Below are 26,065 nucleotides of genomic sequence, written 5' to 3' on the forward strand. Positions count from 1 at the left end.
CGTCGTGGGAACATGGACCTGTTGTGAACGAGACTGACACTGATGCCCAGCTGACCGTCCTTGCCGTCGACGACGAGAAACCAGCCCTCGACGAGCTGGCCTTCTTGCTGCGCGCCGAGGACTCGGTGGCGCACGTTCACACGGCATCGGATGCGACGACTGCGTTGCGGATACTGCGCGGTGGAAGCATCGACGCGGTATTTCTCGACATCAACATGCCCGGACTCGACGGTCTCGAACTGGCCGGCATCCTCTCCAATTTCGCGACGCCACCACCCGTGGTGTTCGTGACAGCGCATGACGATCGAGCTGTTGATGCCTTCGACCTCGGTGCCGTCGACTACCTACTCAAACCGCTCCGAGAGGAGCGTCTCGCTCAGGCCGTTCAACGGATCGTGGGGTTGGCCGGGCGTACCAAGAGCGAGAACAAGCCCGAAGCTGCGTCCACCGACGAGGTGATCCCGGTGGAACTGGGCGGCGTCACGACGCTCGTTCAACGCTCCTCGGTGGAGTGGGTGGAAGCCGACGGGGACTACGCGCGTTTGCACACCGCCGGGAAGTCGCACCTGGTACGCATCCCGATCTCGACACTCGAATCACGCTGGGCCGACGCGGGCTTCTTGCGCGTGCACCGCTCCTACCTGGTGTCTTTGGCGCTGGTCACCGGCATCCGCACAGTAGGCAGCGGATTGGTGGTCTGTCTGCGCCCGCACGGAGACAAGCCTGCCGTCGAACTTCCGGTCAGCCGCAGACACACCCGTGAACTCAAGGATCGACTGGTTCGTGCGCCCAAGCAGAGTTGGTTGTCACGGTGACGTCGCAGTCCGATCCTCCGCAGCGTGAGCGCGTTGTGTTGGCGCAACGTAGTGGCGCACGGATCGTCCGTACGCGGGTGGAGGTGCAGGAACAGACCGAAGTCGGCGACGCCATGATCCGCGGTCTCGTTCGCGCGCAGTTGGGGCTGGCGATTCGCCTTGCCGTCGTCGCAGCCGGGCTCCTGTGTGCAGTACCGCTTCTGACGCATCTCTTCCCGACACTGTCGGAGGTCGCAGTCCTGGGCATCCGGTTGCCGTGGCTCGTGATGGGCGGCGCCGTGTATCCCTTGCTGTTGACCACAGGCTGGGTGTTCGTGCGTCGTGCGGAGCGAAACGAGCAGGACTTCAACGACATCGTGGACGACTGAGCGCGGCGCTGTGGGAGGACAACCTATCCCGGTGCTGACGGTGCTCGGCATCGTTGCGGCGGCCGTGGCAACCGTGGCTATCGGAATCTACGGCGTTCGGCTCGCTCGTACCACCTCGGACTTTCTCGTCGCGTCCAGAACCGTCAGCGCGCGGTGGAATGCGACGGCCATCTCCGGTGAGTACCTCTCCGCTGCTTCGTTTCTCGGCGTGGCCGGGCTGGTCGCGAAATACGGCGCCGACGCCCTCTGGTATCCCATCGGATTCACCGCCGGATACCTCGCCCTGCTGCTGTTCGTCGCAGCACCGCTTCGGCGTTCCGGTGCATACACCGTCCCCGATTTCGCCGAATTCCGTCTCGGCTCACCGCGATTGCGCAAGCTCGCAATGCTCGTCGTCGCGATGGTGTGCATCCTGTATCTGATTCCACAGTTCCAAGGCGCGGGACTGACGCTCAACATTCTGCTCGGGGTTCCCAGCTGGATCGGCGGCGTTGCTGTCGGGGTCATCGTCATCGCCAACGTCGTCGGCGGCGGGATGCGCTCGATCACCTTCGTTCAGGCCTTCCAGTACTGGCTGAAACTGACTGCCGTCGCGATTCCCGCTGTGGCACTGACCTTCTACTTCTTCGGCGATCATCACGACGTCGGCGCGTCGATGCCGCCGACGGTCACCACTGCGACGACCGTCGACATCACCACCGACGTCGTCGTCCAGGTATCCGAGCCGGTGGCGGTCAGCGGCGGCACAGTCGACGGGCGAGTGGTCGAAGGAACCGTGACACTTGGCCCGGGGGAGCACACCCTCGGTGAAGGCATGTCCATGGTTCTCGACGCGGGAGCCGCGGTTCCCGTCGTCGCGGGAGCGCCTGCGCAGAACTCGGATTGGATCACCCCGGGTTGGGGTTTCGGTGGGCCGCACCCGATGTATCAGGTGTACTCGCTGATGCTCGCGACCTTCCTCGGAACGCTCGGTCTGCCTCACGTTCTCGTCCGGTTCTACACCAACCCCGACGGCCGGGCCGCTCGTCTGACCTCGCTTGCAGTTGTCGGTCTGGTCAGCGTGTTCTACCTGTTTCCGACACTCCTCGGCGTCTTCGCTCGCCTGTACGTTCCGCAACTTCTGATCACGGGCACCTCCGACGCCGCGGTGTTGCTGCTGCCGGGCTCGGTGTTCTCGGGGTGGGGCGGACAACTGCTGGCAGCCCTCGTGGCGTCCGGTGCCATTGCCGCCTTCTTGTCGACGTCGTCCGGATTGCTCGTCAGCATCGCGGGCGTCGTCAGTACCGATGTTCTCCGCGGACGAGTTCGAGACTTCCGTATTGCAGCGCTCCTGGCCGGGCTCGTTCCGCTCGTGCTGTCGCTGGCGGTGGTGTCGGTCGACCTCTCGAGAACCGTCGGGTTGGTGTTCGCGGTCGCCGCGTCGACGCTCTGCCCACTGCTCGTGTTGGGTATCTGGTGGCGCGGTCTGACTGCCGTCGGCGCGGGGGCGGGGATGGTTGTCGGTGGATGTGTTGCGGGCACTGCCGCCACTGTCGCCGTCCTGGGTGGTTTGTCGGAGGACGTCCTCGGTGGCTGGCCGGCAGCCATTTTCGCGTTCCCGGCTGCGGTGAGCGTGCCGCTGGCGTTCCTCACGATGATCGTCGTGAGCAAGGTGTCGTCGAAGCAGATACCGGCAGATATTGCGCGAATCTTCACGCGGATGCACGCCCCGGAACGGCTCGGAATGGGCTCCGATCGCGAAGACGATCTCCGCCAACCCTGACTTTCACCGCCCGAACCCTCTGCCGTTGGTCGCGCCTGCCTGACCGTTCGGCGCAGCGCGCGACTGCTCACCGTGTGACTGGCGCCACAGCGTCTTCATGTGACTCTGATCTCACTAACGTCTGTGCGTAGTTCACTTCACACGCGAGGCGAGGAGCCGGCAGTGTCCACAGCAGAAATCAGTGAGGGGTCGCCGCAAGAGCGACGTACCCCGGATGCCCAGGCATTCATAGACATGCAAGCGAGTCCCGAATTCCAGGAACTCCGAACGCGTCTGCGCAAGTTCGTTTTCCCCATCACTGCATTCTTCCTGCTCTGGTATGCGGTGTACGTCGTCCTGGCTACCTATGCCCACGACTTCATGGCCACCAAGGTCCTCGGCAACATCAATCTCGGCATCTTCCTCGGCCTCGGGCAGTTCGTCACGACCTTCGCCATCACCGCGTGGTACGTGAAGTTCGCCGGTCGTGAGCTCGATCCCCGCTCCGCCGCCATCCGTGAAGAACTGGAAGGTCCCGCACAGTGATCACCACACTCGCCGCGTCCGGAACGGACGTAGGAAACCCCGCCTTCAACATCGCGATCTTCCTCGCGTTTGTCGTCGTGACCATGACGCTGGTCATCCGCGCCAGCCGGACCACCAAGAAGGCATCCGACTTCTACACCGGCGGTGGGCAGTTCACCGGCCCGCAGAACGGGTTCGCCATCGCCGGCGACTATCTCTCGGCGGCATCGTTCCTCGGTATCGCAGGTGCGATCGCCGTGTACGGCTACGACGGATTCCTGTACTCCATCGGATTCCTTGTCGCCTGGTTGGTTGCATTGCTCCTGGTCGCCGAATTGCTCAGGAACACCGGCAGATTCACGATGGCCGACGTCCTGAGCTTCAGGCTCAAGCAGCGTCCGGTGCGCATGGCGGCAGCCCTGTCCACCCTGGCCGTTTCCCTCTTCTACCTTCTTGCCCAGATGGCCGGCGCCGGCGGACTTGTCGCCCTGCTGCTCAACATCGACGGCAAGGTGGGACAGTCGATCGTCGTCGCGATCGTGGGTGTGCTGATGATCGTGTACGTCTTGGTCGGCGGCATGAAGGGCACCACCTACGTACAGATGGTCAAGGCAGTTCTGCTGGTTGCCGGAGCCGGAATCATGTTCGTACTCGTTCTGTGGGCAGTGCGCGGCAACTTCTCTCAGTTGCTAGCCAATGCGCAGGACATGGTCAACAGTTCCACCACCAAGGGTGTGCAGGGACGAGACATCCTCGGACCCGGTGCCAAGTACGGTCTTTCCGGAATGACGAAGCTCGACTTCATCTCTCTCGGAATCGCTTTGGTGCTCGGCACTGCGGGCCTGCCGCACGTGCTGATGCGCTTCTACACGGTGCCCACTGCCAAGGAAGCTCGCCGCTCGGTGACCTGGGCGATCGCGCTGATCGGTGCCTTCTACCTCTTCACATTGGTTCTCGGCTACGGCGCGGCCAGCATGGTCGGACCGGACAAGATCTTGGCAGCGCCAGGTAAGGAGAACGCGGCCGCTCCGTTGCTCGCCTTCGAGCTCGGTGGCACCATCTTCCTCGGCATCATCTCCGCGGTGGCGTTCGCGACCATCCTCGCCGTCGTTGCCGGTCTCGCGATCACTGCTTCGGCGTCGTTCGCTCACGACATCTACGCCAGTGTCATCAAGCGCGGCAACGCAACCGAGGAGCAGCAGGTTCGAGTTTCTCGAATCACCGTCGTGGTCATCGGACTCGTCTCCATCGTTCTCGGCATCATGGCGATGGGGCAGAACATCGCCTTCCTGGTGGCCCTCGCCTTCGCAGTGGCGGCCTCGGCGAACCTGCCCACCCTGCTGTACTCGCTGTTCTGGAAGAAGTTCAACACCACCGGTGCGCTCTTCAGCATCTACGGCGGTTTGGTCAGCTGCTTGACGCTGATCGTGTTCTCCCCGGCAGTGTCGGGCAAGCCGTCGTCGATGTTCCCGAACTCCGACTTCGCCTGGTTCCCGCTCTCGAACCCCGGCATCGTCTCGATCCCGCTGGCATTCGTCCTCGGCATCGTCGGTACGTACATCGGACGCAACAAGATCGAAGATCCGGCAAAGCAGGCGGAGATGGAAGTTCGCTCCCTCACCGGCGTCGGCGTCGAAAAGGCCGTCAGCCACTAAGAGGGGCAAAGCCCCGTGCGTCTTTCTGGTACCTCTGGTTACGGAAAAGGCGCACGGGGCTTATTGTTCTGCCATGGCAAAGCTCACAGTGAAAATCGACGTTCCGCTTCCTCCTCAAGAAGTGTGGGACAAGGCCTCCGATCTCAGCGGCTACGAAAACTGGCTCGTGGTTCACGACGGATGGCGCAGTGAACTTCCCGAGCAATTGGGTGTCGGCACCGAGATCAGCTCGGTCGTGACCGTGAAAGGCCTGCGCAACCGCGTTCGGTGGACCATCAAGAAGTACGACGTCCCGAAGGCGATCTCGCTCAAGGGAGACGGCAAGGGCGGGGTCAAGCTCGGTCTCGAACTCGACGTGAAGGCAAAGGGTGACGGATCGGAACTCGCGCTGACAGTCGAGTTGGGCGGCGCGCCGTTATTCGGCCCGATCGGTTCGAGTGTGGCGCGGGCGCTCAAAGGCGATGTGGAGAAGTCACTGGCCCAGTTTGTCCAGATCTACACCTAGGTTGTAGAGATTTCCACATAGAGCTACTTCACCGCTAACATGAGTTAGGATTCTTTTCGGGGGGATAAACCGGGCATCAGTTGGTTATTGATGCGGGTCCCGCCGGAAAGGAATCGATCAATGTCGTCTCGTCATGGGTACGGCGCACCACCTGCGTCCATGCCTCGATCCGTGCAGGTTCTGATCGGACTCTTGGCGGTAGTTGCAGTCGGTGGAACGGCAGCATTCGCCGTGACGTTCAAAAGCGTCAGCGACAAGGGAGAACTCGGTGCGGGCGCCGCTGCAGCTGCGACGGCAACCAACTGTGACAACCCGGAAACCGTGACCGTGGCGGCCGATCCGTCGATCGCCTCGGGACTCGAAGCTGTCGCCGCTGCCATCCCCGCCGCGGATCTCGGATGCAGCTCGCTCAGCGTGACGCCGCAAGATCCCGTGCTCACCGTCGCGGCGATCGCCGACGGTACGGCGCCCGCACTGTGGATCCCTGATTCGAGCGAATGGCTGGACAAGGTTTCGGCGAGCGGGCAGGAGATTCGCCGGATCAGCAACTCGGTCGCCTCCACCCCGGTTGTCGCCGTCTCGGCGCCGGATGCCGAGGCACCCGGCGCATGGACGGATGTCCTCGGCGCTCCATCGCTGCACATCGGCGATCCCCTGACCAGTGCCGTCTCCAGCGCGCCGATCGTGGCGGCCTTTGCCGAGACCCAGTCGCGGGGCGGGGACCTCACATCCATCTCGGCATCCCTGGTCCCGGTGGCACAAGCGCAGTACGGAAATCTGAAGGAAACCGGTTCGACCGGGCGCATCCAAACCGTGGACGCGTCCGGCGGAACCGCGGTGACTACCGAGCAGACCTTCGAGGCTTATCTCGCCGCACATGCGGACAGTCGACTCACCGCGTCGGTACCGTCGTCCGGTTCGGTCTTCATGGACTACCCGTTGGCAAGTGTGGGTGCAGCCTCGTCGGCTGCGGACGACGCCGGCAAACTGCTGGCGGCAGCGCTGGCATCGGACACCGGGCGCTCCGTACTTGCCGGCCTCGGGTTCCGCGGCGCGGATCAGGCCCCACCGGTAGCCGGTGGAGTGGGAAAGGTTGGCTCGCTGGTGCCGTCCGATCCGTCTGTGGTCACCAAAGCGCTTGCGCGGTACGAGATTCTGTCCAGGCCTTCCCGCGCGCTGGCTGTTGTCGACGTCTCGGGGTCTATGGACTACATGCAGGACGGGGTCACTCGAATGGCCGCGACGGCGCAGGCCGGTGACATCGCGATCCGAATGTTCCCTGCCAACGCACAATTGGGTCTCTGGGCGTTCTCCGTAGACCTCGGTGACGGGACGGACTACCGCGAACTCGAACCTGTCGCCCGTATGGATGCAACTGAAGGTGACACGGATCATCGGAGCAAACTGCTGTCTCGGATCGACAACCTCCCTTCGATCGTCGGCGGCGGAACAGGTTTGTACGACAGCGTTCTCGCCGCGTATCGGTCCATGCAACAGTCCTACGATCCGGCCTCGATCAATTCGGTGATTCTGCTTACCGACGGTGCCAACGACGATCCGTCGGGTATCGCCCTGCAGGAACTTCTCGACACCCTGACTCGCGAGCAGGACCCGACGCGGCCGGTACCGATCATCACCATCGGTGTCACCGATGATGCCGATACCGATGTGCTCGAGCAGATTTCGACTCTCACCGGCGGTAACAGTCACTTCGCTCCGACACCGGCAGACATCCCGAAGGTCTTCGTCGGCGCGATCAGTGGGCGCGCCGGCTGAACTACTCGAGAACGGGTGCGTCGGCGCTGTCGGTAATCCATTCGGTTGCGAGCTTCTCGAGGGTTCCGTCGGCGTAGAGCGCATCGACTGCCGCGGAGACGCACTCGGTCAGCGGACTGTTCTTCTCGAGCACCAAACCGAAGAATTCGGTGACTGCGTTGGGCCGCGGAAACTGACCCACGATGACCGACCCGGGCAGTTCGTTCTCGGTGATGTGGAATCCGGTCGGGATGTCGACGACCAATGCGTCGATCTCGCCCTCGGCCAGCGCAGCTTTCGCGTCGTCCGTGGTCGCGAACTCGCGTGGCGCAGTGGTCGGAACAATCGTGTCGGTGATCGCCGCGAGGCTGGTGGAACCGGTCTGAGCGCCCAAACGGTAGCCGGCCAGATCCGCAAGATTCTTTGCACCGGCGGCCTTGCTTCCGCGTGAGGCGATCACCGACTGCGCCACTGCGTAATACGGCGAGCTGAAGTCGACGTTCGCGCGGCGATCCCCGGAAATCGTGAACTGATTGACGTCGAAGTCGAAATCCTTGGGGCCTGGTTTCAATGCGTCGTTGAAGGCGACAGTGGTGAAGCGAACCTGGTCGGTGTTGTACCCGAGCTTGTCGACGACCGCCCGGGCCACCGCACCCTCGAGGCCTTTGCCGTTCGACGGATCGTTGTCGACGAACCACGGCGCGTACGCCGGTGAGTCAGTGGCGATGGTCAGGACACCGTCTTCGAGGGTGGTCCCGCTCTGGGGTCCGCACTTGTCCACTGCGGTGGTCGAGGGAAGTTTGGTGAACGCCTCGGGAACCGTGGTGGTGGTATCTGCTGCCGCAGGTGCCTCCGGCTGCGACGAACACGAGCCCAACAAGATCGAGGAAGCGAAGATCGCGGTCACGGCAACTGCGCGTCGTGTCATAGGCACTAGGCCATCTTGCCTGTTTGTCCGGTCTGGACGTGACGGGGGTCTCGTGTGAGCGGAGTTCACGCAGCTGAGCGTCGCAGCGCAAGGCGCTCCGACGGTGTCGTCCCACCCCAGACTCCGTGCGGTTCAGCGGTCTCGAGTGCAAAGGTCAGGCAGTCCCGAATGACCGGGCAGCGGAAGCACACCTGCTTCGCGGAACTCTCCCGTGCAGCCCGATTGCGTCCGCGCTCTTCACCCGGCGAATAGAACACCGCCGGGTCCACTGTTTTACAGGTGGCGAACATCCGCCAGTTGTTGTCCACCAACGGCTCCACGGAACTGCGAACTGTCATCGTGGTCTCCTCTCCCATCGAGAATCCAGTCTTGCCCGTGGCCTGGCGCAGCGGCAGGTTTCCGATCCATCAGATTTCTACTGCCAGACGCAGCGCTATCCAGCACAATGAGGAGATGGCAACGACGGATCGGGGTCAAATCACTCTCGACGGCACAACCGTGTCCGTGACCAATCTGGGCAAGATCCTCTACCCCGAGAGCGGCACCACGAAGGCCGAAGTCATCGACTACTACACCCGTATCGCCGCAGTCATGCTTCCGCATGTCGTCGGTAGACCGGGCACTCGTAAGCGTTGGCCCAACGGTGTGGACGGTCAGTCCTTCTTCGAGAAGAACCTGGCGTCGTCTGCCCCGCAGTGGCTCACGCGTGCGTCGCTGCAACATTCTGATCGCGTCGTCACTTACCCGATCTTCGATTCCGTTGCATCCCTGGCGTGGCTGGGGCAACAGGCGGCACTCGAATTACACGTTCCCCAATGGAGATTCGACGGTTCCGAGCGTGGTCCGGCGACACGACTGGTATTCGATCTCGACCCGGGCGAAGGCGTCGGATTGTCCGAGTGCGCCGAGGTGGCGAGGTCGATTCGAGATCTGGTCGCAACTCTGGGGTGGACGGCCTATCCGGTAACCAGTGGTAGCAAGGGAATCCACCTCTACGTTCCACTGGATCGAGCCTTGGACGGCAGTGGTGCGTCGACTGTCGCCAAGCAGATCGCCACCGGGCTCGAGAAGCTTCACCCGGATCTCGTCACCGCGACGATGGCGCGAAATGTCCGGGCAGGCAAGATCTTCGTTGACTGGAGTCAGAACAACGCAGCCAAGACCACCATTGCGCCGTATTCGATGCGCGGTCGCGATCAACCCTATGTTGCCGCGCCGCGCAGTTGGGACGAACTCGACGATCCGAAACTGCGCCACCTGCTGTTCGACGAGGTTCTGGAGCGCGTCGAATCCGACGGTGATCTGCTGGGCGATCTGGATCCGCCGGTCTCGGCGGCTGTAGCCGATACGTTGGCGCACTATCGCAACAAGAGGTCGGCCGACCGGACTCCGGAGCCGATCCCTGATGCAGTGGACAAGGAGGCAGCGGGCAATACCTTTGTGATTCAAGAACATCACGCCAGACGATTGCATTACGACGTTCGTCTCGAGCGGGATGGTGTGCTTGTGTCCTGGGCAGTCCCGAAGGGTGTGCCGACCAGTGCCGGAGAAAATCGGTTGGCCGTGCACACCGAGGATCATCCGCTCGAATACGCCACATTCTCGGGCACGATTCCGAAAGGGGAGTACGGCGGGGGTTCGATGACGATCTGGGATTCCGGGACGTACGAGACCGAGAAGTGGCGCGAAGACGAGGTGATCGTGCGCTTGAGTGGGGAGCGGGTGCATGGACGCTTCGCGCTGATCCGGACAAAGGGTGATCAGTGGTTGATGCATCTGATGAAGGATCAGAACGCGAGTTTCGGAACGGATTTTCCCAAGAATCTCGAGCCGATGCTCGCCACCGCTGGAACGCTCGAAGGTCTCGACCCGCAGGAGTGGGCCTTCGAAGGAAAGTGGGACGGGATTCGAGTGATTCTCGAATATCATTCGGGCACAATGTCGCTTCGCAGTCGCGCGGGTAACGACAAGACCCGGGACTATCCAGCCCTTGCCGGGTTGGCCGAGGTGCTGGACGGTCATGACGTGGTTCTCGACGGTGAGGTGGTGGCGTACAACGACGCGGGAGTTACAGATTTCGGCCTCCTCCAGCGAGGTGGGGAACCGGTGTTCCTGGCCTTCGATCTTCTGTACCTCGACGGAGTGTCTTTGCTGCGGAAGTCCTATTCGGATCGCCGCACCGTGTTGAATGCGTTGGCGGGCAAGGTCGGTGAGCTCGAGGTACCACCGCAGATCGAGGGCACGGCGGAGAACGCCTTGGAGGTGAGTACCGATGCCGGGTGGGAAGGGATTGTCGCCAAACGTCGTGCATCGGTCTACCTTCCAGGGCGGCGGGGGTCGAGTTGGATCAAGGTGAAGAACTGGCGCACCCAAGAGGTGGTGATCGGTGGGTGGCGCACCGGGCAGGGCAATCGAGCGCAGGGGATCGGGGCGCTGCTCATGGGAATTCCGGGTGAGGATGGATTGACCTACGTGGGGCGCGTCGGTACCGGCTTCAGCGATCGTGATTTGGAGTCACTGCTTGCGGTGCTGGAACCGTTGCGTCAGAAGGAAAGTCCGTTCGAGGAGGAACTTCCAGCAGATGACCGCAAGGGTGCGGTGTGGGTGAGGCCTGAACTCGTCGGTGAGGCGCGGTTCATGGATTGGACGGCGACCGGACGCCTTCGCCATCCGAGTTGGCGGGGTCTGCGGGAGGACAAGAAGCCGGGCGACGTGGTGCGGGAAACAAGGCAATAACGGCCAACGCGCCGAGGAACGCTGCTGCGGCACAGATCTGGGTTCCCATGCACATCGCCGAAGTGTAAGCCTGATTCGCTGCTTCGGCCACAATGCTCACCGGGGGAGCGTCGGCGTGGATCTGCGCCAGACCGACTGTGGAAGTGCCGACTCCGGGTTCGAAGCGGGACCGGAAAACCGTTGCTACGACTGTCCCGACGACGGCGACGCCCAGAACTCCACCCAATTCCCGTACGACACTGTTGATYGAACTTGCCATCGCAGCCTGCTGGGGCGCAACCGACGACATCGACGCAGTTGTTGCCGGAGCCATGACCAGCCCCATCCCGGCGCCAACCAGTGCCATGATCGCAGCCAGGACCCCGAACGGTGCGTACCTACCCGCGGCGATCGACAAGACCAACAGCCCCACGGACATGACCGCGAGGCCGCCCGCGATCGAACTGCGCACCCCGAGTCGGCCAACCACACGATCGCTGCTGGAGGCGACAGCCGCCATCACCAGTGCAAACGGAACTGCACCGACGCCGGCAACCAATGGACCGTAACCGCGAACGAATTGGAGGTATTGCGTGTACGTGAAGAGAACACCGAACAAGGCGAAGAACGTTGCGGCCAAGATGGCATTGGAGATGCTGAACACTCGGCTGGTGAAGATGCGCACGTCTGTCATCGGCGCCGGGGCCCGCAGCTCCCACCAGACGAACCCGGCGAGAAGTGCTGTTGCGCTGACGATCTCCAGCACCGTGATGGGCGACGACCATCCGCGAAGGCTTGCTTGGGTGAGGGCATCCACGATCAAAGCCAGTCCGCCGGCGGACAACAGGAGTCCGGGGATGTCGAAGGAACCCTTGACCATTCCTCCTGCTGAGGGCACAAGAGAAACCGTCGCGGCTATCACAACGGCGACCAGTGGGACGTTTATCCAGAAGACGCTTCCCCAACTGAAATGTTCGAGAAGTACGCCACCGGCCACGGGGCCGATCGCGATTCCCAGTCCGGCGGTTGCAGACCAGATTCCTATCGCCCGGCCTCTCTCGTGCGGGGCGAACATCGAGACGACAAGTGACAGCGTCGCCGGCATGACCAGTGCGGCGGCTGCCCCCATCACTGTTCTCCAGCCGATCAGCTGCAACGACGTGTGAGAGAGGGCAGCGAAGGCTGACCCGAGAGCGAACAAGGTGAGGCCGGTCAGAAGTATCCGACGGTGACCGAATCTCGCGCCGAGTCCACCTGCCGTGATGAGCAAGGCGGCGAACGCCAATGTGTATGCGTTGGTGATCCATTGCAGGTCGACGGTGGTCGCCCGCAGTTCGCGGGCAAGGGTCGGGATAGCGGTGTTGAGGATGGTGTTGTCGATCGTGACTACGACGAGGGATGTGCAGAGGGCGCCCAGTGCTGCCCATCGTCGCCGGTCCGTGGGTTCAAGGGAATTCATCATGTCCTTACGAATGTAACCTTACGAATGTTTAGTGATCAGAACGTACCCCCTCGCCTTACATGTGTAAAGTTTGTCGGGTGAGTGATGTTTCCGAAGATGCCGATGAAACTGGGACGAGTGGTTCTCGGAGTACTCGCGCCCGAAATCCGAGAGGAAGCGGCGCACGGCTCCGCGGAGAGATCGTCGCCGCAGCGGCGACGCTCATCGCCCGCACCGGATCGGATCAGGCGGTGACGCTCCGATCAGTCGCTCGCGAAGTCGGGATATCCGCACCATCTATCTACGGACACTTTTCCGATCGCGATGCCATTGTCGAAGCGGTGGTCTCCGAATCGCTGGAGCAGTTGCATCTCGCCGTGGCCGACGCCGTTTCCGCACACCCCGACCCGGTCGAGGGTCTGTATGCCGGGTGCTCGGCATACGTCGAGTTCGGCATTTCCGAGCCCGCTCGGTATCGGGTCTTGTTCGGGTGGTCCAGGCCGAAAGGTCAGTCACCACAATCGGATACGCGAGGACTGGCCGCCTTCAACACGCTGGTGACCAACCTTGACGCGTGCGTCGCCGCTGGGAGGTCGGCCAGCACAGACACCTTTGTCGATGCGGTATCGATCTGGACTTCGCTGCACGGACAGGTGATGTTGCGGGCCGATCTCCCGGAATTCCCGTGGCCGTCGACCGACACCGTCGGTGAGATGGTGAGGAGCCTTGCGCGGCTTGTGAACTGACGCCTCAACCGTTTGCTGATCGGCAACCAGGCGAGGTCTGATCCAGCATCGTGAGATAGGCATCGAGCTGAGCCGCGCCGGCGAGAAGGTTGCGACTGCGTGTGGCCAGCCGGTCTTGCCAGGATTCGAGGAACGCTGCCAATGAGTCCGCTCCGCCGGCCTCGCGCAGCGAATCGAGAAACTGGGCGACTTGCGACAGTCGGTAGCCGCCGCGCCGCAGCTGCCTCGCGATCTCGGCGTCGCGCACACACTCCGGACCGAATTCGCGATAACCCGTTGCTCGTTCGCGCTCGGGGTGCAGGATGCCGTGCTCTTCCCACGTGCGCAGTGTCGCCGGGTGAACGCCGAGACGGCGCGCGAGCTCACCCACCGTCAGCGCTGGACCGTGGACCAGTGCCGGTGCCATGGTGGACAGAGTCCCCAGCGTTGCGGCTACCTCGGTGCGAGTTCCTCGCTCGGCGAGCAGTGTCCCGTGTGCACTGTCGATCAGGCGGTAGGCGGACTCGGTGTCGCCCTGGTTGGTCGCACGCATGATTTCCGTGGCCCGCTGGTGGCCGTGACCGCCGCGCAATACGAGGAAAGTTCGCAGGGCCTGCGCGTGCACTGGGGTGTATCGCCGGTAGCCGGCGTTGCTGCGATCGGTCGGAGGAAGGACGCCGGCGTCGTCGTAATTGCGGATCGCCTGTGCGGACAACCCGTGTTCACGGGCAAGGTCGATGGGCCGCACTGATCACCTCCGATTGAGGCTTTTCACGGTATACCCCAGGTAATTGTTGTAAAAGTTTCACCCGAATCTTCAACGATACTGTCGAAGGCAGTCCACCTTCGAAAGGGATGATCATGTCCACTGCCCCAGCGCTGAGTGAGCTCGGCCGCCAACTCGAAGACGCGGCAAGTCTTGGTCGTGCCGTCGACGAAGTGCTCGCAGCACGAACCGAGGTGCCGGCTCTGCTCGCTCTCGGCGAGCCGACTCATGGGATCAAGGCTTTTCCGTTGCTGCGCAACGAACTTCTCGGCCAACTGGTCGAACGAGGATATCGGTCGATCGTGCTCGAAACAGATGTCTTTGCGGCATTGCTTGTCGACGAGTACGTGAACGGGGGAGAGGCGGACATCGAGAAGGTGCTCGCCACAGGCTTCAGCCACGGATTCGGTGCGGTACCGGGAAACCGCGAACTCGTCGAATGGCTACGCGAGTACAACGACGGCCGCGCTCCGGCTGACCGAGTTCGCTTCTACGGCTTCGACGCTCCGGTGGAGTACTCCGGTGCACCGAGCCCGCGCCGCGCACTGTCTGCGGCAGGTGACTTCCTGCCCGCCGCGTTGCGGCCACAATCTCTCGACGACGCCGACCTTTTACTGGGTCAGGACGCCGACTGGACCAACCCGGCGGCGATGTTCGATCCGGCTGCGTCCGTCGGCAACTCCGATCATGCTCGCGCTCTGCGCATCATTGCGGACGACCTCGGCAGCGTCCTGCGGCGCGCCGCACCAGTGCTGCGACCCGTCGACCCGGCCGGGTACGACCTGGCCCTTGCACATTCACGCACCGCTCTGGGGCTCTTGCGCTATCACTCCGCGATGGCGAGTTCCGCTCCTGATCGCATTGGAACACTGCTCAGTCTGCGTGCCGAGATGATGGCCGAGAACCTGCTGGCGGTCGTCGCCCAGGAGCAGCGACGCGGGCCTAGCCTGCTGTTCGCACACAATGCCCATCTCTTGCGAGTGCCGTCCGACATGCCGGTCAACGGCGACGTGGTCAGTTGGGGGAGCGCCGGCTCACTTGTCGGACTTGTCCTCGGGGAGCGTTACGTATTTTTGGCAACCGACGCCAACCCCGACAGTGATCCGGGCACTCTGCAGGGAGCGTTGGCCGATGCGACCGGTCGGCGTGCCCTGTTCTCGACTCCGGCCCTGCGAGCCGCGCTCGGCCCGTCGATCACCGCGGGAGAAGCGATCCTGCCAGGGCATCTGCCGCTGAAACCTTCGGAGTTGGACGGCGCCGACGCGGTCATCTTCGTCGCGGATACCGACGGGCAGCGTCATCAGTACTGGTAACAGCGTCAGGGGCAGAGCGCGTGCGAGAGTATCGCGACGGTGTCCGGCTGGTCCTTCGGCGTCGACGTCAGCGTCACGGTGAACGCACGATCCGGCGTCGCACCGGACAGCGTGTAGTACCCGTAGATCCCGCCACTGTGGCCGGTATAGGTGACGCCGCAGGGAAGTTCGGTGGCGCCGACGCCCATCCCGTACCCGAGCCCCTCGGCTTCGGTGGCGCCGACCTGAGGGGTGGTCATCTCGGCAAGCTGCTCGGCCGGCACCACCTGCCCGTCGAGTAGCGCACGCCAGAAGGCGTTCAGGTCTGTGCCCGTCGAGACCATCGCTCCGGCAGACCAGGGGATCGACGGTTCCGTGCGGGAAACATCGGTCAGGCCACCGTCGAGATCCTGATAGCCCGTCAGGTGATCGCCCCTGATGTCGCGCTCACCGGCCGCCGGGAGGTACGTGTCTTCCAGGTCCAGCGGGTCGAGTATCCGAGACTGAAGTTCGTCGGCGTAGCTGCGGCCGGTCACCGATTCGACGAGCATTCCGAGAACGATGTAGTTGGTGTTGGTGTAGACGAACGACGTTCCGGGGACGAATTGCGCCGGTTTGCCGAGGGCGATGGCGACCGCGGCGGACGGCGTCAGTGTTCGGTCCTCGTTTGCGGCAATCCATTCGTCGGCGCCGGGTTCTCCGGCGAACTCGGGTAGGCCGCTGCGATGTTGCAACAGTTGCCGCACGGTGATTGCGCTACCGTCTGTGCCACTGCCGTCCATGTCACTGCCGTGCAGTAGGCCCGGGAGGTGCTGCTCGATCGGTGCGTCGAGGTTGACCTTGCCTTCGGCCACCAACTGCAGGACGAGTGAAGCGGTGAATGTCTTTGTCACACTTCCGATCCGGACCCGATCATTCTTGCCGATCGAATCGCCGTTGGTCCGATTGGGTACGCCGCTGGTCATGACAGCCGTCGTGGTGCCGTCGTCGAGTGTTGCGATCGACCCGACGACACCCGACCTGGTGAGTCCGTCGAGATCCGATTGAATCTCCACTGCGCGCTGGAGCGTCGAGCAACCGATCAGCGCCGTGGTGGCTCCGATGATGACCGCGGCGACGAGGAGGTATGAGCGCATGATTTCGAATCTAGGGATCCGCAGGCTCCGACGGATCCAGGAAATCCCCGATCATTCCCTGATCTTTGCCAGGCCGGGACGTAAGGCCTGTTTGTCGAAAACCGACAAATGGGATCAATGATTCCTGTCCGAACACCACGTCTACGCCGTTAACATCCGAACGAAGTGTTTGTTTTCACGTGTCTTACCAGTTCACGGCTATCGAGGTGCGCTGCCGCGCGCCGAAACGACTCCCACGAAGGACGGATGCATGAAGAAGTCGACACTCCGCACGGGAACGGTCGCTGCTCTGCTGACCGGAAGCGTCCTGTTGCTCTCCGCTGCCCCCGCCTCGGCCGATCCGGGGAGCCTCGGTAGCGGCGGCAGTAGCGGGAGCTCCGGCAGCCTGGGAAGCGCAGGAAGCATCAGCAGCGGATCAGCCGCCCTCCCCATTCCGAGTCCGGCAGGCCTGATCGCGCTGGCAGCAGCGAGCACTCAGACCGGAAAGCCCTACCAGTGGGGCGGAGTCGGGCCGAACTCGTGGGACTGCTCCGGGCTGGTGCAATGGGCGTTTCGGCAGGCGGGAGTGAATCTGCCAAGGACCAGCCAACAGCAGGCCAACGTCGGACAGCCGGTTCCTCGGTGGGCCCTCGCGCCCGGCGATGTCATCACCTTCTACCCCGGTGCGACGCACGTCGGCATCTACGCCGGATTCGGAATGGTGTTCAACGCCTACGGAGTTGGTGTTCCGACCGGACTGACGCCGCTGGCGGATCTGCCGATCAACAACATCCGCAGGTTCTAGAACCTGCACAGAACCTTCACAAGTCCTCCCAGGTTCATCCACGAGGGCCGAATACAGTCAGTTCCATGAGTCAGCGAAGAGTGCTCGTGGTCGACGACGAGGTCAGTATCTGCGAGTCCATCGCAGCGAGGCTGCGTGCCGAGGGCTACGACGTCGAGTTGGCATTCGACGGTCCCAGTGCTGTGACCCGTTGCGAGCAGATGGACGCCGACCTAGTGGTGCTCGACGTGATGATGCCGGGATTCGACGGCCTCGAAGTCTGCCGCCGCATCCAGGCCGTGCGCCCGGTGCCCGTGCTGATGTTGACCGCTCGTGCCGATGAAACCGACATGCTGATCGGTCTCGGCGTCGGGGCCGACGATTATCTGAGCAAGCCGTTCAGCATGCGTGTCCTCGTCGCCCGTGTTCAGGCATTGCTTCGGCGCGCTGATCGTGCGGAGCACGCTGCTCGCCCGGTGGCCGACTTGCTCGAGTTCGGCGACGTCGTGATCGACCTGACCGAACGTCGAGTGCGTCGTGATACGCAGGAAGTCCACCTGACTCGCACCGAATTCGATCTCATCGCCTACCTGGCGGAGCGGCCGCGAGCGGCGATCCCGCGGGAGTCGCTGCTCGAGGAGATCTGGGGCTGGGGTGAGGGAGCGGGTAGTCGGACCGTCGACAGCCACGTCAAGGCTCTACGACGCAAGCTCGGACCTTCCGTGATCCGGACCGTTCACGGCGTCGGGTACGCCTGGGACGTGCCGCGATGAGCGGCGTCGACCGACTCTTTGCACGGTGGCCGCGGCCGCTGGACCCGATGCGATCGTTCAAAGTGAAGGTCGGCCTCCTGGTTGTCGCAGCGTTGTTGTTCGCCGCGGGCGGTTTCTGGCTGACGTCGCAACAACCATTTCGTTTTGCTCTCCTGACAGCGTTGGTTGTCGCTCTCGGAGTTACACAAGTGCTCGCACACGGAATGACGTCACCGCTTCGCGAGATGACAGCCGCGGCGAAGGCGATGGCGCGCGGCGATTATTCGCGGCGGGTACGAGCGACTTCCCGCGACGAAGTAGGCGAACTCGCCCATGCGTTCAATCGGATGGCCGAGGACCTCGGGGCCGACGACCGGTACCGCCGCGAGTTGATCGGCAACGTCTCCCACGAATTACGGACGCCCATCACCGCTTTGCAAGCCATGCTCGAAAACGTCGTCGACGGTGTCGAAGAACCGGATCCGGCGATGATGAAATCGGCGTTGCGGCAGACGGAACGACTGGGAGCGCTGGTGGCCGACCTTCTCGACCTCTCGAAACTCGAGGGTGGCGCCATGCCGTTGAAGCGCCGCCGTTTCGAGGTCGAGCCGTTCCTACGTGAGCTGTCGAGTGTGAGTGCGGGCGACATCGAGATAGACGTCAAGCCTCCGAAATTGTCCGTGGTAGCCGATCCGGATCGCCTCCATCAGGTGGTGACCAACCTGGTGGACAACGCGGTTCAGCACGGGAACGTCGACACGAAAGTTGTCATCCGAGTGCGTACCGGCAGTGCAGGGGAGTTGGTGCTCGATGTCCACGACGACGGCCCCGGCATCGAGCCACAAGCCCGTGAGCGAGTGTTCGACCGCTTCATCCGCGGCGGATCGACCGACGGGGGTACCGGGCTCGGCCTCGCGATCGCGAAGTGGGCGGTCGAATTACATGACGGCAGGATCGCCGTCGTCGATGCCCCGTCTGGCTGCTGCATTCGAGTAGTGCTGCCGCAGAGCTGAATCAAAGTTTCCAACGAGATCGAGAGATCTCGCGATGGCGCATGCCTTCATCAGACATTCGCCTGTAGTTCCGAACCCGAAATTTGAACCCGAAACATGGGAGATCACATGAGCGCTCCAATAATCATTCCGCCGAAAGCGCCGATACCTGTTGCAAAACCCAAGCGACCCAGCCGGTTCTGGCGTCCCGATCGCACGTCGATGGCCACCCGCTCGATGCTCGTCGGCGCGAGCGGCGTTGGGGCGCTGGCGGCCCTGATCCTCGATCCAGGGTTCGTGAGTATCGCGTACGTGATCGTCGGTGTCGGCGTGGTGATCGTGTTCGGGATTCTGACGCCGCCGCGGATGTCTACGACGCAGTGGGCCGCCGCGATGGGGATGCTCGCACTTCTGGGCGTTGCCGCCGTTCGCGGTGCGGAGTGGTTGGTGTTCCTCTGCGTCGTAGCTGCGTGGGTTCTGTTCACGTGGACTCTGATCGGCGGGCGGACGTGGACCGGAATACTTCTGGGAACGTTCGCTCCCTGGCGGGCACCCCACCGTACGGTCAACTTCGTTCGTCGTCGAAAACTCGCTACCCGCTCCGCTCCGCGGGTGCCGGCGGCGCGAGTTGTCGTCGTGAGCGCAGTGTCGATTCTTCTCCTGCTGATTTTCGGATCTTTGTTCGTGAGTGCGGATCCGGAGTTCGCGAAGATCTTCGGCGGCTTCGCTCCTGCCATCTCGGTGTCGAACCCGGGAGCACGGATCTTTGCCGGCGTCGTGATGGCGTTCGGCACGCTGGTTGCGGTGTACCTGCGTCGCAGAACGCCGACGGTGGACGCGTTTGCACCTGCGCCGGCGACGCCGTTGCCGATGTGGGAGTGGGCGGTCCCGCTCGGAGTGCTCAACGTGCTGTTCCTCGGTTTTGTTGCAGTACAGACGAAGACGCTGTTCGGGGGAGACGAGCACGTACAGGTGACCGACGGACTGACCTACGCGGACTACGCGCGTGAGGGTTTCTGGCAGCTCATGGCGGTTACCGTGCTGACGCTGCTCGTCATCGCCGTCGCCGTGCGGTACATCGACCGCCGCGACGCTGGATCGAGGCGTCTTGCCCGCGGACTGCTGGGTGCACTGTGTGTCTTCAGCCTGGTGATCGTGGCGTCCGCTGTGCACCGGATGTGGTTGTACGAGAATCAGTACGGTTTCACGGTGCTCCGGGTCAGCGTCTTCGCGACAGAGTTGCTTCTTGGCTTCGTGTTCGTGTTGTTGCTCGTCGCAGGTATTCGGATGTCCGGGAAGTGGCTGCCCACAGCTGTTCTCGCCACTTCGGCCGTCGCGCTGCTTGCCTTCGCGGTGTTCAACCCCGATGCGTACATCGCGCAAAAGAACGTGGAGCGGTTCGAGGGCGGCAAGAGCATTGACGTTTCCTACTTGCACGGGCTCTCTGTCGACGCGGTACCTGCCTTGGATCGTCTACCGGAACCGCAGCGTTCATGTGCCTTGAGCAGATATCGATTCGGAGTGCCGGGTACCACTGCGCCCTGGGAGTTCAACGCAGCGCGTGAGAAGGCGCGCGACATCCTGGAAGCTCGCCCGGTCGGGCCGTGCCTGCAGATGTACACGGTCGGATAGACGCAGGGCGATTGTGCAGGCGCACGGCAGGTATCGCGCGCGGCTGCACAATCGGCGAGCGTCGCCTGTTCGATCAGTGCACGGCGAGTGAGATTTTCTCCCGTTCCTCCGCGGACACCACGTCGCGGGTGGAGCGTAAGTCGACCGTCACGCTGTTGAGTTTGCCGCCGTAGCGGAACGTGCCCGTGTCCGCGAACTCTTCCGCGACCGGGCTTCCCCGGTTGATGCCGACGTCGAGCTGTTCGTTCATGCTGAAGATCGCCCGAGTGGTCTTCTCGATCCGGCCCTCGGAGACCACCTCGTCGTCGACGCTCAGGGTTGCGGTTCCACCCTTGCCGATTCCGCCGCCGTCGTACTCGAAGTGGACGGACACCTCGCGTGCATCGGGTGCCAGCGGGTTGCGCCCACGCACGAAGGTCCGACCGCCGCCGCTGAAGTTGTAGCAGTAGACGGGGACGGAATCGAGTATGTACAAAGCGAATCCGCCGAACCGGCCACCGAGGCTGACCAGCATGCCGTCGGCGACGCTACCCAGACTTGCGGTCAGCGTGTACGAGCGGTTGAAGAACGTCGGCGCGGCTTTCTCGACCAGACCGTTCATGTGTGGGTACAGCGTGAGGGTCTTGCGGCCCATCATCGGATGCGGGGGTCGTGATTCCGCGGTGGCGTGGCGACCGACCGTTCTGTCGTCCAGCGGCAACACCTGATATTTGGCCGCCTCGACGAGGAACTTTTCCTTGAGCCGGGCCAGGATCTCGGGATGCTCGTCCGCGAGATCGCGGGCCTGCGACCAGTCGACCGAGGTGTCGTAGAGCTCCCAGCGGTCTTCGCTCATCGGTGTGAGCTCGAGGCCGTGAGTGGCCATCAGCCAGGGTGCGCGGTGGGCCGTGACTGCGGTCCAACCGTGATCGTAGATTCCGCGGTTGCCGAAGATCTCGAAATACTGTGTGGTGTGGCGCTCTTCGGCGTCGGGCTCGGCGAAGGTGTAGTTCATCGCCACGCCTTCCATCGGTTTCTGGGTGACCCCGTCGACGCTGGTCGGTGCCGGAATGCCGGCAGCTTCCAGGATTGTCGGCGTGATGTCGACGCAGTGATGCCATTGCTCCCTGATGCCTGGCTTGTCGATCCCCTTGGGCCAGTGGGCGATCAGACCGTTTCGGGTACCGCCGTAGTGCGACGCAACCTGCTTGGCCCACTGGTACGGGGTGTCGAGAGCCAGAGCCCACGACGCCGGATAGTGCGGGTAGCTGGTTTCGGTCCCCAATTCGTCGTAGCGCGCCAGTACGTCGGATGTCGCACTCTTGTAACCGTTGAGGCCGGCGAGGTAGTTGAACGAGCCCTCCATGCCGCCCTCGGCGGAGGCGCCGTTGTCACCCATCATGTAGAGCACCAGAGTGTTGTCGAGTACACCCATTTCCTGCAACCGGTCGACGAGCCTGCCTACCTCGTCGTCGGTGTGCTCGAGAAATGCCGCGTACAACTCCATCAAACGGGCCGAGACCTTCTTCTGGTCGTCGTCGAGTTCGTCCCAGTGCGGGAGCCCCGGAGCCCAGGGGGCCAACTCGGTGTCAGGAGCGACGACGCCCAGTTCCTTCTGCTTTTGGAGGGTGATCTCACGTTGGCGATCCCACCCGTGATCGAATTCGCCGACGTACTTGTCCAGGTAGCGGTCCGGGACCTGGAGTGGAGCGTGGCACGCGCCGAAGGGGAGGTAGCAGAACCACGGCTTGTCCGGGTCCATCGTGTTGACGCCCTCGACCCATTCGATCGCGTGGTCGACGAGATCTTCGGACAGGTGGTAACCCTCCTGTGGCGTCTTGGGTAAGTCGACCATCGTGAAGTCCTCGTAGAGAACCGGGGTGAACTGATCGGACTCGGCACCGAGAAAACCGTAGAATTTGTCGAAACCCTCACGGACCGGCCACCGATCGAACGGCCCGGCAGCGGTGGTCTCCCACGTCGGGGTCTGGTGCATCTTGCCGAAAGCGCCCGTCGCATAGCCGTTTCCCTGCAGGACGCGTGCGACCGTGGCGGCAGAGCGGGACGGGTCCCGTTGTATCCCGGTGCCGCGTTGGCCATTTCGGAGATGACACCCATACCGACACTGTGGTGGTTGCGCCCGGTCAGTGTGGCGGCACGCGTCGGCGAGCACAGAGCCGTGGTGTGGAATCGGCTGTATTTCACGCCGGTTTCGGCCAAACGCTCGGCGGTGGGGGTGCGGCACGGGCCACCGAACGCGGAGGGTGCGCCGAATCCGACGTCGTCGATCATGATCAGCAGCACGTTCGGGGCCCCGGCCGGCGGGCGAAGCGGTTCCGGGCGGGTGTACGGGGGATTCTGATCGGGGTAGTACACGGCGGCCGCGACGTTCGGCGTCTCGGGAATGATCGGGATGGAATGGCGATTCACCAGCAGGCTCCTTGGCGTGTGCAAAACCGGGTCGATTAAGCAGTCGTCTTAATTTGGAGAGTATCGATCGGAATTCAGTTGGCGGCGTAGGTCTCGCTGACTGGGACAATCACCCCTGTGAGTGGTTAAGGAGTCCCTGCAGTCCCTAACCGCGCACAGGGGGTGGGCCTTGCGGAATTAAGACAGTGACTTATATGGTCGGTATATGCCCGCCTCGTTGGATGCCAAGAACGCCATGATCGCCGTCGCCGAGCGGATGTTCGCCGAGCACGGTATTCACGAAGTGTCCATGCGGGACGTGGCGACTGCGGCCGGACAGCGCAACAACTCTGCAGTTCAGTATCACTTCGGTGGGCGAGACGGTCTGGTACTGGCCGTATTCCGGCATCGGATGGATCAGATCAATGCAGCGCGACTGACGTATCTCGACGACGTCGACGCCAGTGGGCGGACCGACTTGGTCCGTGCTTTGGTCGAAGCCTTCCTGTACCCGCTGGCCGATTTCATGGCGACGGTCGACGGGTCCAACTATGCGCGGTTCATCGCGAGAATTTCACCGTCAGTGGATACACAGAGTGCTGAGTTTCGCGAGGTCAGTGAAGGAATCAACGAGGTTGTCGGCAGGTTGACGCGGGCATTGCCGCATCTGCCCCGCCGCGTCGCGGTTGAACGGATCGATCTGACGTTCAACATGAGCGTCTCTGCTCTGGCCATCTTCGAGCAGCGCCGCGAAGACGAAAACCCCGTTGTGCAGGCAGATTTCGATACGACGGTGGATCATCTGGTCGATCTCGCGGTAGGAGCGCTGACCGCGCCCCAAAGCACACACAAACGCACACGAGCAAAGCGGCTGCACGCGTCGACTGACGTGTGACCCCGCGACACGACACGACAGGACGGAGTCATTCGATGGCTACCCTTACATCATCACGAACAGTCCAAATCGGCAATCACACAATCGAATTCGGACCACGCGGAATGAGGCGCAATCCGGAAGGCGTTGAATCGAGGCCGTACGAGCGGTTCACTCTGACACCCGTCACACCGTTCATCGGTGCCGAGATCAGCGATATCGACTTGCGTGATCCGTCGGAGGAGCAGATCGAGGACGTGCGCCGGGCCCTCCTCGAATGGAAGGTCGTGTTCTTTCGGGACCAGCCGATTTCGAGCTTGAATCATCGTGACTTCGCGGCCCATTGGGGTGAACTCGAGGTTCATCCACTTCTCCCGCAGGGAGAGGTCCCGGCAGTCGTCAGATTCGAACGCGGAGAGGACAGTCCAGGAACGGAGAACATCTGGCACGTCGACGTCACCTGGACGAAGACGCCGCCGCTCGGTTCAGTACTTCGGGCGATCGACGTACCGCCTGCCGGTGGTGACACGCTCTGGGCCGATATGGGTAACGCCTTCGACTGCCTCCCCGACGAGATCAAGGACTTGATCGACGGCAAGGACGCCATCCACGATTTTGTGCCGTCCTTCGGACGCGGCATGAGCCCGGAGAAGTTGGAGCAGATGAAGGAGCAGTACCCGCCGGTTCTGCATCCGATGGTGCGTAAGCATCCGGAGACCGGGCGTAAGACTCTGTTCGTCAACAGCCTCTTCACCACCCACATTCCGGATATGGATCCTGTCGAAGGCAACGATCTGCTCAACCTATTGTTCGCGCAGGTCAAGGTCCCGGACTTTCAGTGCCGCTTCAAGTGGGCGCCGAATTCCATTGCCTTCTGGGACAACCGGGCCACCCAGCACTACGCTGCGAGCGACTACTTCCCTCATCGCCGCGTCATGGAGCGGGTGGCCATCCTGGGGGACCGGCCCTTCTGATCTACTCCTGCGGAATGCGGATGATGCACCGGAAGCCGACGTGGCAGGTCGAGGACTCCTCGGATTCGCCCTGCCGCGCGGCAGGGCGATATCGCAAGCAGTAGTTCGGTGCACACAGATGTGAGCCGCCCTTGATCACCCGTCGTGCGTAGGGTTCGCCGGCCAAGGCCTCGGTGGCGAACTCCGCGCGGGGATTGCGAGGAATGCAGCACGACGAGGCCGGCGCGACGTTCTTGGAACTGTGGGCGTGGTCGGACGTGTAGTGATCGGCCGTCCATTCCCACACGTTCCCGGCCATGTCGAGCAGTCCGTAGCCGTTTGGCCGGAACTTTCCGACCGGAGCGGTGCGCTCGTACCCGTCCTCGAGGAGGTTCTCCCAGGGGAACTGGCCCTGCCACACGTTGCCACCGGGCCGCCCGCCCGGAGAGTCGTGATCGCCCCACACGTAGGCCTGGCGATCGAGTCCGCCGCGGGCGGCAAACTCCCACTCGGCCTCGGTCGGGAGTTCCTTGCCGGCCCACGCGGCGTAGGCCTGGGCGTCGAAGTACGACACGTGGGTGACGGGGTGCCGTTCACGTCCCCCGATGTTGCTGTCGGAGCCCTCGGGATGGCGCCAATCGGCGCCGGGAGTGAACGACCACCACCGGGTGTAGTCGTCGAGTGAAACCGGGCCGGGTGGCGAATTGAAGACCAACGATCCCGGGACGAGGAGGGCTGGATCGGCGTCGGGATAGTCGGCGGGATCCGGGGCGATTTCAGCAGTGGTGACGTGGCCGGTTGCCTTCACGAAGCGTCGGAACTCGGCGACTGTCACCGCCGTCGTGTCCATCCAGAATCCGTCGACGGTGACCTGGTGAACTGGGCGTTCTTCCGGATAGAAGTCTTCGGAGCCCATCCAGTACGTCCCACCCGGGATCAAAGACATGTTCTTCGGGGGAGTTGCCGTGGAGTGAGGCGTCGTCATGAATTCAAGAATGGCACGTTGGTCACGCCGATGTGGGGAGAGTCCCACCTGGTGCCCTCGGCAGGATTCGAACCTGCGACCCTTCCTTTAGGAGAGGAATGCTCTATCCCCTGAGCTACGAGGGCGGGGAGCGTACCGGCAAGCGCTGAAAACCCTGTGCTGCCGGGGTTTTCGCTTCCCGATRCTACTGTTGCATCCGCTCGACCTGTCGGCACGAAGCCTCGGGCGTCACAGCTGCGCTAGTCAGTGTAGCGGCCCGCCGACGAGGTCGCGAAGTCGACGGTATCGCCGGGTGCAAGCAGGAGCCGAACCGATCGCACTGATCGCAATGGTGGTCACTGCGGTGCAGGCACGGCATG

22 protein-coding genes, 1 tRNA gene and 1 pseudogene are annotated in these 26,065 nt (G+C 62.9%); 16 read left to right on the forward strand and 8 right to left on the reverse strand.

Annotated elements, in window-relative coordinates; all coding sequences use genetic code 11:
• The first annotated feature begins 23 nt into the window (after positions 1–23).
• The 7 genes from AC1DWA_RS13465 (at position 24) to AC1DWA_RS13495 (ending at position 7,385) form a co-directional block, all read left to right on the forward strand.
• Positions 24–815 carry a LytR/AlgR family response regulator transcription factor gene (locus AC1DWA_RS13465; RefSeq protein ID WP_047889180.1) on the forward strand — a complete coding sequence of 264 codons (792 nt, stop codon included), beginning with the start codon at positions 24–26 and terminating at the stop codon, positions 813–815.
• Positions 812–1,183: a membrane protein gene (locus tag AC1DWA_RS13470; RefSeq protein ID WP_003939880.1), complete on the forward strand. Its 372-nt coding sequence runs from the start codon at positions 812–814 to the stop codon at positions 1,181–1,183. Before AC1DWA_RS13465 ends, AC1DWA_RS13470 begins: the two co-directional genes overlap by 4 nt.
• A gap of 10 nt (positions 1,184–1,193) precedes the next feature.
• A complete protein-coding gene (locus tag AC1DWA_RS13475) occupies positions 1,194–2,945 on the forward strand; it encodes a sodium/solute symporter (RefSeq protein ID WP_020970427.1) in 1,752 nt (583 codons plus the stop codon).
• A gap of 162 nt (positions 2,946–3,107) precedes the next feature.
• Positions 3,108–3,470: a DUF485 domain-containing protein gene (locus tag AC1DWA_RS13480; RefSeq protein ID WP_182261001.1), complete on the forward strand. Its 363-nt coding sequence runs from the start codon at positions 3,108–3,110 to the stop codon at positions 3,468–3,470.
• Positions 3,467–5,104: a solute symporter family protein gene (locus AC1DWA_RS13485; protein ID WP_003939876.1), complete on the forward strand. Its 1,638-nt coding sequence runs from the start codon at positions 3,467–3,469 to the stop codon at positions 5,102–5,104. Before AC1DWA_RS13480 ends, AC1DWA_RS13485 begins: the two co-directional genes overlap by 4 nt.
• A gap of 73 nt (positions 5,105–5,177) precedes the next feature.
• The gene (locus AC1DWA_RS13490; RefSeq protein ID WP_003939735.1) at positions 5,178–5,609 is read left to right on the forward strand and encodes a type II toxin-antitoxin system Rv0910 family toxin; all 432 of its coding nucleotides are present in this window, start codon (positions 5,178–5,180) and stop codon (positions 5,607–5,609) included.
• 120 nt (positions 5,610–5,729) lie between these two features.
• Positions 5,730–7,385 carry a substrate-binding domain-containing protein gene (locus AC1DWA_RS13495; protein ID WP_446695627.1) on the forward strand — a complete coding sequence of 552 codons (1,656 nt, stop codon included), beginning with the start codon at positions 5,730–5,732 and terminating at the stop codon, positions 7,383–7,385.
• Position 7,386: 1 nt separating this feature from the next.
• Here AC1DWA_RS13495 and AC1DWA_RS13500 read toward each other — a convergent pair whose 3' ends face one another.
• Both AC1DWA_RS13500 and AC1DWA_RS13505 read right to left on the reverse strand, forming a co-directional pair.
• Positions 7,387–8,292, reverse strand: a complete 906-nt coding sequence (locus AC1DWA_RS13500; protein WP_283308468.1) for an ABC transporter substrate-binding protein — start codon at positions 8,290–8,292, stop codon at positions 7,387–7,389.
• Positions 8,293–8,357: 65 nt separating this feature from the next.
• Entirely contained in the window at positions 8,358–8,630 is a 273-nt protein-coding gene (locus tag AC1DWA_RS13505) for a WhiB family transcriptional regulator (protein ID WP_019744832.1), read from the reverse strand.
• Positions 8,631–8,745: 115 nt separating this feature from the next.
• Here AC1DWA_RS13505 and AC1DWA_RS13510 point away from each other — a divergent pair, with 115 nt between their 5' ends.
• Entirely contained in the window at positions 8,746–11,028 is a 2,283-nt protein-coding gene (locus tag AC1DWA_RS13510; RefSeq protein ID WP_477846258.1) for an ATP-dependent DNA ligase, read from the forward strand.
• Here AC1DWA_RS13510 and AC1DWA_RS13515 read toward each other — a convergent pair.
• Positions 10,928–12,469 (reverse strand): MFS transporter, encoded by a 1,542-nt coding sequence (locus tag AC1DWA_RS13515; protein WP_477846259.1) that lies wholly within the window; start codon positions 12,467–12,469, stop codon positions 10,928–10,930. The genes AC1DWA_RS13510 and AC1DWA_RS13515 overlap by 101 nt on opposite strands.
• Before the next feature lie 77 nt (positions 12,470–12,546).
• Between AC1DWA_RS13515 and AC1DWA_RS13520 the strand changes: the two genes are divergently transcribed.
• Complete coding sequence (locus tag AC1DWA_RS13520) at positions 12,547–13,194, forward strand: TetR/AcrR family transcriptional regulator (RefSeq protein WP_003940096.1); 648 nt, start codon at positions 12,547–12,549, stop codon at positions 13,192–13,194.
• 4 nt (positions 13,195–13,198) lie between these two features.
• Here AC1DWA_RS13520 and AC1DWA_RS13525 read toward each other — a convergent pair whose 3' ends face one another.
• Positions 13,199–13,921 carry a TioE family transcriptional regulator gene (locus AC1DWA_RS13525; protein WP_477846260.1) on the reverse strand — a complete coding sequence of 241 codons (723 nt, stop codon included), beginning with the start codon at positions 13,919–13,921 and terminating at the stop codon, positions 13,199–13,201.
• Positions 13,922–14,028: 107 nt separating this feature from the next.
• Between AC1DWA_RS13525 and AC1DWA_RS13530 the strand changes: the two genes are divergently transcribed.
• Positions 14,029–15,252 (forward strand): erythromycin esterase family protein, encoded by a 1,224-nt coding sequence (locus tag AC1DWA_RS13530; protein ID WP_081341346.1) that lies wholly within the window; start codon positions 14,029–14,031, stop codon positions 15,250–15,252.
• A gap of 5 nt (positions 15,253–15,257) precedes the next feature.
• Here AC1DWA_RS13530 and AC1DWA_RS13535 read toward each other — a convergent pair whose 3' ends face one another.
• Positions 15,258–16,367 (reverse strand): serine hydrolase domain-containing protein, encoded by a 1,110-nt coding sequence (locus tag AC1DWA_RS13535; protein ID WP_084325244.1) that lies wholly within the window; start codon positions 16,365–16,367, stop codon positions 15,258–15,260.
• A gap of 250 nt (positions 16,368–16,617) precedes the next feature.
• Between AC1DWA_RS13535 and AC1DWA_RS13540 the strand changes: the two genes are divergently transcribed.
• From AC1DWA_RS13540 to AC1DWA_RS13555, 4 genes are all read left to right on the forward strand, one after another.
• Positions 16,618–17,151 (forward strand): NlpC/P60 family protein, encoded by a 534-nt coding sequence (locus AC1DWA_RS13540; protein WP_029255974.1) that lies wholly within the window; start codon positions 16,618–16,620, stop codon positions 17,149–17,151.
• 65 nt (positions 17,152–17,216) lie between these two features.
• The gene (locus tag AC1DWA_RS13545; protein WP_020908708.1) at positions 17,217–17,903 is read left to right on the forward strand and encodes a response regulator transcription factor; all 687 of its coding nucleotides are present in this window, start codon (positions 17,217–17,219) and stop codon (positions 17,901–17,903) included.
• Positions 17,900–18,895, forward strand: coding sequence for a HAMP domain-containing sensor histidine kinase (locus AC1DWA_RS13550; RefSeq protein WP_020908707.1), 996 nt, complete (start codon positions 17,900–17,902; stop codon positions 18,893–18,895). Before AC1DWA_RS13545 ends, AC1DWA_RS13550 begins: the two co-directional genes overlap by 4 nt.
• Before the next feature lie 108 nt (positions 18,896–19,003).
• Complete coding sequence (locus AC1DWA_RS13555) at positions 19,004–20,506, forward strand: DUF4153 domain-containing protein (RefSeq protein WP_232253319.1); 1,503 nt, start codon at positions 19,004–19,006, stop codon at positions 20,504–20,506.
• Between the two features lie 73 nt (positions 20,507–20,579).
• On the opposite strand, the pseudogene AC1DWA_RS13560 reads toward AC1DWA_RS13555, so the two are convergent.
• Positions 20,580–22,915 (reverse strand): annotated as a pseudogene (locus tag AC1DWA_RS13560) (arylsulfatase).
• A gap of 205 nt (positions 22,916–23,120) precedes the next feature.
• Here AC1DWA_RS13560 and AC1DWA_RS13565 point away from each other — a divergent pair.
• The gene (locus AC1DWA_RS13565; RefSeq protein WP_046379021.1) at positions 23,121–23,789 is read left to right on the forward strand and encodes a TetR family transcriptional regulator; all 669 of its coding nucleotides are present in this window, start codon (positions 23,121–23,123) and stop codon (positions 23,787–23,789) included.
• A gap of 35 nt (positions 23,790–23,824) precedes the next feature.
• Positions 23,825–24,742: a TauD/TfdA dioxygenase family protein gene (locus tag AC1DWA_RS13570; RefSeq protein ID WP_029255969.1), complete on the forward strand. Its 918-nt coding sequence runs from the start codon at positions 23,825–23,827 to the stop codon at positions 24,740–24,742.
• 1 nt (position 24,743) lies between these two features.
• Here the strand turns inward: AC1DWA_RS13570 and AC1DWA_RS13575 are convergent, their stop codons facing one another.
• Together AC1DWA_RS13575 and AC1DWA_RS13580 are read right to left on the reverse strand one after the other, a co-directional pair.
• Complete coding sequence (locus tag AC1DWA_RS13575) at positions 24,744–25,706, reverse strand: formylglycine-generating enzyme family protein (protein ID WP_046379020.1); 963 nt, start codon at positions 25,704–25,706, stop codon at positions 24,744–24,746.
• 49 nt (positions 25,707–25,755) lie between these two features.
• Positions 25,756–25,831, reverse strand: a tRNA-Arg gene (locus AC1DWA_RS13580).
• Between the last annotated feature and the right edge of the window lie 234 nt (positions 25,832–26,065).

The organism is Rhodococcus sp. P4_F3_2, assembly GCF_056401335.1.

Excerpts from the sequence above, each read along its gene's own strand:
- AC1DWA_RS13490 (WP_003939735.1), top strand. The coding sequence starts at position 5,178 with ATGGCAAAGCTCACAGTGAAAATCGACGTTCCGCTTCCTCCTCAAGAA.
- AC1DWA_RS13495 (WP_446695627.1), top strand. The coding sequence starts at position 5,730 with ATGTCGTCTCGTCATGGGTACGGCGCACCACCTGCGTCCATGCCTCGA.
- AC1DWA_RS13500 (WP_283308468.1), bottom strand. The coding sequence starts at position 8,292 with ATGACACGACGCGCAGTTGCCGTGACCGCGATCTTCGCTTCCTCGATC.
- AC1DWA_RS13505 (WP_019744832.1), bottom strand. The coding sequence starts at position 8,630 with ATGACAGTTCGCAGTTCCGTGGAGCCGTTGGTGGACAACAACTGGCGG.
- AC1DWA_RS13510 (WP_477846258.1), top strand. The coding sequence starts at position 8,746 with ATGGCAACGACGGATCGGGGTCAAATCACTCTCGACGGCACAACCGTG.
- AC1DWA_RS13530 (WP_081341346.1), top strand. The coding sequence starts at position 14,029 with ATGATCATGTCCACTGCCCCAGCGCTGAGTGAGCTCGGCCGCCAACTC.
- AC1DWA_RS13535 (WP_084325244.1), bottom strand. The coding sequence starts at position 16,367 with ATGCGCTCATACCTCCTCGTCGCCGCGGTCATCATCGGAGCCACCACG.
- AC1DWA_RS13540 (WP_029255974.1), top strand. The coding sequence starts at position 16,618 with ATGAAGAAGTCGACACTCCGCACGGGAACGGTCGCTGCTCTGCTGACC.
- AC1DWA_RS13545 (WP_020908708.1), top strand. The coding sequence starts at position 17,217 with ATGAGTCAGCGAAGAGTGCTCGTGGTCGACGACGAGGTCAGTATCTGC.
- AC1DWA_RS13550 (WP_020908707.1), top strand. The coding sequence starts at position 17,900 with ATGAGCGGCGTCGACCGACTCTTTGCACGGTGGCCGCGGCCGCTGGAC.
- AC1DWA_RS13555 (WP_232253319.1), top strand. The coding sequence starts at position 19,004 with ATGAGCGCTCCAATAATCATTCCGCCGAAAGCGCCGATACCTGTTGCA.
- AC1DWA_RS13565 (WP_046379021.1), top strand. The coding sequence starts at position 23,121 with ATGCCCGCCTCGTTGGATGCCAAGAACGCCATGATCGCCGTCGCCGAG.
- AC1DWA_RS13570 (WP_029255969.1), top strand. The coding sequence starts at position 23,825 with ATGGCTACCCTTACATCATCACGAACAGTCCAAATCGGCAATCACACA.
- AC1DWA_RS13575 (WP_046379020.1), bottom strand. The coding sequence starts at position 25,706 with ATGACGACGCCTCACTCCACGGCAACTCCCCCGAAGAACATGTCTTTG.